Source organism: Actinosynnema sp. NPDC023658, assembly GCF_040639995.1.
Lineage (GTDB): Bacteria > Actinomycetota > Actinomycetes > Mycobacteriales > Pseudonocardiaceae > Actinosynnema.
In genome coordinates, this window is record NZ_JBFAAX010001419.1 from 1 (window position 1) to 1,156 (window position 1,156).

Consider the following 1,156-nt stretch of genomic DNA (forward strand, 5'->3'; position numbering starts at 1 on the left):
CCGCGTCGTGGAGGAAGCGCTCACCCGGTTCGGCCGGGTCGACACGCTGGTGAACAACGCCGGGGTGTTCGTCGCCCAGTTCCAGGTGACGACGACGCCGCCGTCGCGCGCGACGACCTGGTTCTCCAGCCACACCTGCGGTGTCTGGCTCGCGCTGTGCACCAAGCCGCCGAAGCAGCCCAGGGCGTCACCGTCGAGGCCGAGCATGTCGGAGAACACCACCGGCGTGGACGCCCGGTTGCCGTCACCACGTCGGCGGGTCAGCTCGCGCAGCACGCGGATGCCGCCGAACGCGGTGTGCTCCAGGTCGGCGTTCAGCCTGCGCTGGACGGCCGCGGCCCGGTCGGCGAAGGTCGGCCCGGCGTCGGCCTCGACCGCGAACAGGCTCGGCGTCAGGAAGTTGCCCACGACCCCGTCGACGGCCGCGTGCAGCGGCGACTTGTCGAACAGGCTCAGCGCCACGGTGAAGTCCGGTCGGCGCGACCAGGTGCGCAGGACTTCGCAGTAGCCGGCGAGCAGGACGGCGCTCGGGGTGAGGCCGTAGCGCTCGGCCACCGCGGTCAACGCCGACCAGCGCGCCTCCGGCAGCACCGCGCCGCGGCGGCTGAACCCTGGTTTGCCGATCATCTCCGGCGCGGTGGCCAGCGGCAGCTCCGGCGCGGCGGGCAGCTCGTCCAGCCGGGACAGCCAGTACCGCTCCGCGCGCTGCCCGACGGGTTCGGTGGCCAGCTCCCGCTCGGCCAGCACGTAGTCCCGGAACGACAGGGGTGGCGGCGCGGGGGCGAACGCCGGGTCGTCGTAGTGGCGCCGCCACTCGCGCAGCAGCCGGAACAGGCCGCGGACGTCGACGAACAGCAGGTCCGCGCTGACGTGCAGGCGCACGCGGTCCTCCGGCAGGAGCGTGGCGCGGATGTCGAACGGGGGCCACTGGTCCACCGGCAGGACCTGGTCGGTCAGCTCGGCGCGGATCTCCGCCAGCGCGGCCGAACGCGCGGCGGGCGGCTCGTCGCGCAGGTCGGTGGTGGCGATCTCGTAGCGCGGCACCCGGTCCAGGACGCGCTGCTTCCCGCCCGGCTCGACCACGGCGCGGAGCATGTCGTGGCGGGCGACGACCTCGCCCAGGGCGTCGGTGAGGCGGGGCAGGTCGAGCCCCGGG

At 74.5% G+C, this 1,156-nt stretch carries 1 protein-coding gene; it reads right to left on the bottom strand.

The annotated features are described in order from the left end of the window. The coding region (locus tag AB0G02_RS41475) for a condensation domain-containing protein (protein ID WP_360806437.1) at positions 1–1,156 on the bottom strand (1,156 nt) is incomplete at both ends.